The sequence below is a fragment of the Rhizobium sp. RHZ01 genome (assembly GCF_014851595.1).
GTDB classification, from domain to species: Bacteria; Pseudomonadota; Alphaproteobacteria; order Rhizobiales; family Rhizobiaceae; genus Rhizobium; species Rhizobium altiplani.
In genome coordinates this window covers 87,562-94,413 of record NZ_JACUZZ010000029.1, presented here as the reverse complement: position 1 = coordinate 94,413, position 6,852 = coordinate 87,562, and the positions used below count along the sequence as shown (strand labels likewise).

The following is a 6,852-nucleotide window of genomic DNA, read 5'->3' as shown; positions in this document are numbered from 1 at the left end:
TCATGGATGAACGAAAAGTCGATCACCGCGTCGATCTTGCGCAGCAGGTGATCCTTCGGCACCAGACTGTCGAGCGTCACCATCTCAAGAGCCGTCTGGGTGGGGGCAGGTTTCTTCAACATGTCCCCATGAATCACAAACCCCCAGACGGTGCCAGGGGTTTGTCAGCAATCTGAGCGCCGAACCGAAGTTCGGCGCTTTTTTTGTTTTGGGCTTAGACGTCCGGGCGAATGAAGTCGCGAGTTTCGGAATCCATCACCCAGAGTTCGCCGGTCGAGATGTCGAACCAGGCACCGTGAAGCGCGATCTTGCCTTCCTCCTCCAATGCCTTGATGTTCGGGAAGGTCCTGAGATTCTCAATGGAGTTGCGGATCGATACGCGCTCGAGCGCGGTCTGACGCTCGGAAGGCGTCATGACATCGTTGGCGCCGATCTGCTCTGCGGCAGGCTTCACGAGCGACATCCAGCGTCCGATAAAGTCACCGGGTGAAAGGGGTTCGGCACTTGGGTCGAGAGCGGCCCTGATGCCCCCACAGCGCCCGTGACCCATGACCACGATGTCCGTAACCTTCAAGGCCTGAACCGCGAATTCCAGCGCAGCCGAGGTGGCATGGAAATGGCCGTCCGGCTCGTAGGGCGGCACCATATTGGCCACGTTGCGGATGACGAACAGTTCGCCGGGACCGGCATCGAATATCAGCTCGGGCGCAGCGCGCGAATCCGAACATGCGACCACCAGCGTACTTGGGTTTTGGCCGTGCTCGGCCAGCGCTTTATAGCGATCACGGGCGTCCGTGTAACGCCCGTTCATAAAGTTGCGATAACCGTCGAGAAGGGTGTTTGGAAAACGCTGCATGATCTTCGATTACAGCTTGCGCCCGGCAAGATCAATATCGCACTGCAAGATAGGAAGCGTCGTCAGCTTTTGCGCCTTTGCGCCGGATGCATCAAGCGCCGCATCTGGACCATCGCCATCGGCGTTGCCAGGCTCGACGAGTCGCTTGCCAGCGTCAATTCATCGCTGCCCCGCTTTACGGCGCGGGCAAGCACCTCGTAGACGCTTGCCGTTGCAAGCTGAAGCGCCTTCTCGTCCTCCATGCCGGAAAGAAGTCGCGACAGAAACAGCGCGGCAAGAAGATCTCCGAGACCATTCGGCGGCTTGTCGATAAGGCGATGCTCCGCCAGCAGCGCATGACGCCCCGAAAGATAGAGGTTCCCTGTGCCGCCGGCCATCATCGGCACCGCTGACGTCACCAGCATGCGGGAGGGCCCCAGCGACAGGGCGGCGTCCATAATCGCCGTATTGTCCTCCAGCGGGGCACCTACAAGCCAGGCCAGTTCGTATCGATTGGGCGTCGCAAGCGAAGCCAGTGGTATCAGATGATCCCTGATCGCCTCCGCCGTTGCCTGTGGTACGTAGAGACCACCCAGATCCCCCATGACCGGATCGCAAACATAGAGCAGGTCCGGCTTGTGCTCGCGCAAAGCCGTCACGAGCCGAGCAACCGAGCGCGCCTGCGCGGCATTGCCGAAATAGCCGGAAAGAACCGCCTTCACCTCGCCGATCCAAGGCGCGCGAATGAGATCGTCGATAGCCGCGTCAAAATCGCTTTCGGTGAACGTTAGCCGCGTCGACCGACCGTGACCGGGATGCCACGGAAGCACGATCGTCGGCAACGCCCAGACCTGGTGACCAAGCGTCTCTAGTGCAAAGACCGCTGCACGATTTCCGACGGAGCCGCGCACAACGTGGCTAGAGATAACGATGACAGTTCCTGCGGCATTTTCCGACATGATGCTCGACTCGGCTTCCAATGAGTGTTGATCCCCTTTTTGCAGCTTCACTGTCAACTGCCCTTCATGCAGGCATGCCAACGTCGCCCCTCAAGAATTTCCACGTACTTACGGCAAACCAAAAATCTTTCGAAAATTTGCGTCCCGGCGGCCAAAAACGCATGAAAGCTGCCTCGGGATGCCGTCTTTTAGAGATTCTTTCGTCAAATCTTCTGCTAACTTGCGCCAAATCGAGGAGATGAGGAGTATCTGCGATGGCTGGCCGAAACAATCCGAAGCGCGAAAAACAACTGGAGAGCGCGACCAAGATCGCGACGGCAACGGGGGAAGCCTACCTCAATCCCGAGTTCCTGTTCGGTCGCGCCAGCGGCGACGACCTGGAACGCTACACACCGGAGATGCTGGCGCTTTCGGCCATCCATTCCGCCAAGGAGCTCGCGGCCTGGGGCAGCAATTCGGCACGGATCACCATCGAGACCATCGCCGATGTGGAGCCCGACGGCGTTGCCGTATCCGTTCTCACGGTCACCGACCACAACATGCCGTTCCTGTATGAATCGGTAATGGGCGAAGTTACCAGCAGCTATCGCGACCTCTACATGGCCGTGCATCCGATCCTGGTGATGGAGGATGGCAAGGCGCCGGAACTTTACTCCGCCGATCTCCCGAGCGAGCCGGCCAATCGCGTCAGCCATATCCAGCTGCATCTTGCCCCTCTAACGACAGCCCAGGCCGCAGACCTCGTCAAGCGGATAAAGACGGTGGTCGAGCAGGTGCGCGTGACGGTTTCCGACTGGAGGCCCATGCTGGACAAGCTCGGAACCGTGATCGATGAGCTTTCCGCTTACAATGCCAGCCGCCGGAAAGCGGAAAGGGATGAAGCGCTTGCCTTCCTGACGTGGCTGCGCGACGCGAACTTCACCTTCCTCGGAATGCGCGAATATGTCTATTCCGGAAAGGGCGCGAGCGCGAAGGTTGAGCGCGACAAGGGCACCGGTCTCGGCATTCTCTCCAACCCCGACGTACTCGTTCTGCGCACCGGCAAGGACGCCGTTACGACCACGCCTGAAATTCTGGCATTCCTCGATGGTCCGGATTTCCTGATCGTCACTAAGGCCAACGTCAAGTCGATTGTCCATCGCCGCGCCTATATGGACTATGTCGGTGTCAAGCGCTTCGATACCAACGGGAATGTGACCGGCGAGTTGCGCATCGTCGGTCTCTTCACCTCCACTGCCTACACGTCGCTCGCCAGCGATATCCCGTTGCTCCGCTCCAAGATCGAACGAGTGAAGGAACATTTCGGCTTTGACCCCATGAGCCACTCCGGCCGCATGCTGGACAACACGCTGGAATCCTATCCGCGCGACGACCTCTTCCAGATCGATACGACGCTTCTGGCGAGCTTTGCCGAACAGATCAATGATCTCGCCGATCGGCCGCGCGTGCGGGCGCTGCCGCGCATCGATCACTTCGATCGTTTCGTTTCCGTGATCGTCTATGTGCCGCGCGAAGAATACGATTCGATCGTGCGTGAGAAGATCGGAGCCTATCTGAAGACCGTCTATGACGGCCGTGTCTCGGCCTACTACCCGGCCTTCCCCGAAGGCGGAGTTGCGCGCGTCCATTTCATCATCGGTCGGTCCGGAGGCAAAACCCCACGCGTGCCACAGGCAAAGCTGGAGGAGGCCATCCGCGCGATCACCGCGCGCTGGGATGACCGCTTCGAGGCGCTTGCCGGACCGAAGGCGCCGCGCCTGCAGGTAAGCCATGCCTTCCAGGATCTCTTCCCGCCGGAAGAGACCTACTATGATCTCGAGGACATCGCCGCCTGCGCGGCTGGCGAACCAATCCGTATTGCGTTCTACACGCGGGAAAAGGATGGGATCGAACTGCTGTGCCTGAAGATTTTCCATTCCGGCGGCCAGCTCGCTTTGTCCCGCCGCGTGCCATTGCTTGAAAACCTCGGCTTTAATGTCATCAGCGAAGGAACATTCGATATTGATGTCACCCTACCCGGCGGCTCGGAAAAGCTGGTCGTGCTGCACGACATGGAGCTCGAGGCCCGAGGCGGTATCGAGATCGACCTTCACCGCCACGGAGCAACCTTGGAAGAAGCCTTCCTTGCAGCGTTCGGCGGGCTGATTGACAATGACAACTTCAACCGCCTGATCGTCTCGGCGGGCCTGACCGCACGCGAAACCAGCGTTCTTCGCGCCTACGCACGCTATCTGCGCCAGGCCGGCATCCCTTATTCGCTCGACTATATTGCAACGACGCTCGATAAATACCCGGCAATCGCGGCGATGATCTTTCGGCTGTTCCACGACACGCTTGATCCCAAGATCACCGACAAGGCGCGGATGAAGAAGGCAAGCGAACAGCACGAAAAGATCGAAGCAGCACTCTCCGACGTGCCGAGCCTCGATGACGATCGGATCCTGCGGCGCTACGTCAACGTCGTGGACGCAACCCTGAGAACCAACTACTTCCAGCGCAATCCGGACGGCTCGCCGAAAGCGATGCTGGCCTTCAAGCTTAATCCCAGTCTGGTCGACGGGTTGCCGGAACCCCGACCATTCCGCGAGATGTTCGTCTATGGTGTCGAAGTCGAAGGCGTGCACCTGCGGTTCGGCAAGGTGGCGCGCGGTGGCTTGCGTTGGTCCGATCGTGCGGAAGATTATCGCACCGAAGTCCTCGGGCTCGTGAAGGCACAGCAGGTCAAGAACGCCGTCATCGTGCCAGTCGGCGCAAAGGGCGGCTTCTATCCGAAGAAGCTCCCGATCGGCGGTAACCGGGACGAGATCTTCAACGCCGGCCGCGAAGCCTACAAAACCTATATCCGCACGCTGCTGTCGATCACCGACAACATCAGTGGCGCCGATATCGTGCCGCCGAAGGACACGGTAAGGCTTGACGGCGACGATCCCTATTTTGTCGTGGCCGCCGACAAGGGGACGGCCACATTCTCGGATACCGCCAACGCGCTCGCCCAGGAGGCCGGCTTCTGGCTGGACGATGCCTTCGCCTCGGGTGGCTCGGCTGGCTACGATCACAAGAAGATGGGCATCACCGCCCGTGGTGCTTGGGAAACCGTGAAGCGCCACTTCCGCGAAATGGACATCGACATCCAGACCACGCCGTTCACCGTTGCGGGCGTCGGCGACATGTCCGGCGATGTGTTCGGCAACGGCATGTTGCTGTCGCCAAAAATCCGGCTGGTCGCCGCTTTCGACCATCGTGATATTTTCATCGACCCCGACCCGAATATGGAAAAGACGCTTACCGAGCGCCGGCGGCTTTTCAATCTGGCCCGATCGAGCTGGCAGGATTTCGACAAGGGGGTCCTTTCGAAAGGCGGCATGGTCATTTCGCGATCTGCGAAGTCCGTGACGCTGACGCCGGAGGCAGTAGCCGCAATCGGTATAGACAAGGCCGTTGCGACGCCTTTCGAAATCATGACGGCCATTCTGAAGAGCCCCGTCGATTTGCTGTGGTTCGGCGGTATCGGCACCTACGTCAAAGCGCCGTCTGAAACAGACGCCGAGGTCGGCGATCGCGCCAATGACCCTATTCGTGTCGCGGCGGAAGACGTGCGCGCCAAGGTGATCGGCGAGGGCGCGAATCTTGGCGTCACACAGAAGGGACGTATCGCCTATGGCCTGAGAGGCGGGCGCTGCAATTCCGACGCAATCGACAATTCGGCCGGCGTCAACACGTCGGACGTCGAGGTCAACATCAAGATCGCTCTTGCCGCGGCAATGCACGATAACCGTCTCACACGGGCGAAGCGCGACCAGCTGCTGTCGTCAATGACCGACGAGGTCGGCAAGCTTGTGCTCCGGAACAACTATCTGCAGTCTCTGGCGATTTCGCTGACCGAGCGTAAGGGTACAGCCAACGGGCTGGAACTTGCCCGGCTCATGACGGTGCTCGAAGGCGCCAAGCAGTTGAACCGGAAGGTCGAGACGCTACCCGACGACACCGTCCTTGCCGAGCGCTATGCAGCAGGCAGGCCACTGACGAGACCCGAGATCGGCGTCCTGCTTTCCTATGCCAAGATCGTCTTGTTTGACGCTTTGGCGGCCAGCGATTTGCCTGATGATCCCTATTTCGCCGCAACGCTTTCCAATTACTTCCCTGCGAAGATGCGCAAGACGAACGCGTCCGATATCGACGCCCATCGTCTGAAACGGGAGATCATTGCCACGGTGCTCGCCAACGAAGCCATTAACCGCGGCGGCCCCGGCTTCGCCGTCAGCATGATGGATGCCACGGCGGCATCCGCGCCGGAGGTCGTTCGGGCGGCAATCATTGCCCGTGATGGCTTCGATCTCGGACGCCTTTGGACGGACACGGATGCGTTGGACGGCAGGATTGGCGGCCAGATGCAGAACCGCATCTACGAGGAGATCAGCCACACCTTCACCGTCCTGACGCGCCTCCTTCTGAAGACACAGATGGCCAAGGGCGATATCGCCACCACTATTGAGAGGCTTCAGGCAGCCCTGAAGAAGCTCAAGCCGATATTCGCCAACCAGACAGTGCCCGAGCTTGAGGCACGTCAGCAGGAGTATCGCGAGGCTGGCGTGCCGGATAAGCTGGCCGCCGAGATTTCGGGGCTACTCGGCTTTGCGCTGGTACCCGAGATCATGCAGATCGCCGAACGCACGGGCGAGCCGCTGGCGCGTGCTGCGGAAAGCTATTTCGCCGTCTCCCAGACATTCCGGATCGGACGGTTGCTCGCCGCCGGATCTCGCATCGTCACGGCCGACCACTACGAAAATCTGGCGTTGGCGCGCAGCATCGACCAGATCGCAAGCGCGAGGCGCGATATCGTGATTTCGGCGCTTGCAAACCATGGGAAGGACAAGCTTCCCGTCCAGGCCTGGCACGCCGGCGATCGCATCAGGATCAACCGGATTGCCGAGGAATTGTCGGGGTTGAGTGACAGCGGCGATCCGAACCTTGCCCGGATTACCGTGGCTGCAGGCCTGTTGACTGACCTTGCGCGAGACGGAGCGAGGTGAGACAGTTCCGCTCGAAATCAGGAGCGGA

3 protein-coding genes are annotated in these 6,852 nt (G+C 60.0%); 1 reads left to right on the top strand and 2 read right to left on the bottom strand.

Features of this window, described 5'->3' with window-relative positions; translation table 11 throughout:
- Positions 1-214: 214 nt before the first annotated feature.
- Both IB248_RS25200 and pdxY read right to left on the bottom strand, forming a co-directional pair.
- On the bottom strand, positions 215-856 hold the full coding sequence (locus IB248_RS25200; RefSeq protein WP_018858929.1) for a carbonic anhydrase: 642 nt from the start codon (positions 854-856) through the stop codon (positions 215-217).
- Between the two features lie 62 nt (positions 857-918).
- The gene (pdxY, locus tag IB248_RS25195; protein ID WP_018858930.1) at positions 919-1,794 is read right to left on the bottom strand and encodes a pyridoxal kinase PdxY; all 876 of its coding nucleotides are present in this window, start codon (positions 1,792-1,794) and stop codon (positions 919-921) included.
- A 254-nt stretch (positions 1,795-2,048) separates the two neighbouring features.
- On the opposite strand from pdxY, the gene IB248_RS25190 reads away from it, so the two are divergent.
- Positions 2,049-6,824 (top strand): NAD-glutamate dehydrogenase, encoded by a 4,776-nt coding sequence (locus IB248_RS25190; RefSeq protein ID WP_192241848.1) that lies wholly within the window; start codon positions 2,049-2,051, stop codon positions 6,822-6,824.
- The last annotated feature ends 28 nt before the right edge of the window (positions 6,825-6,852 follow it).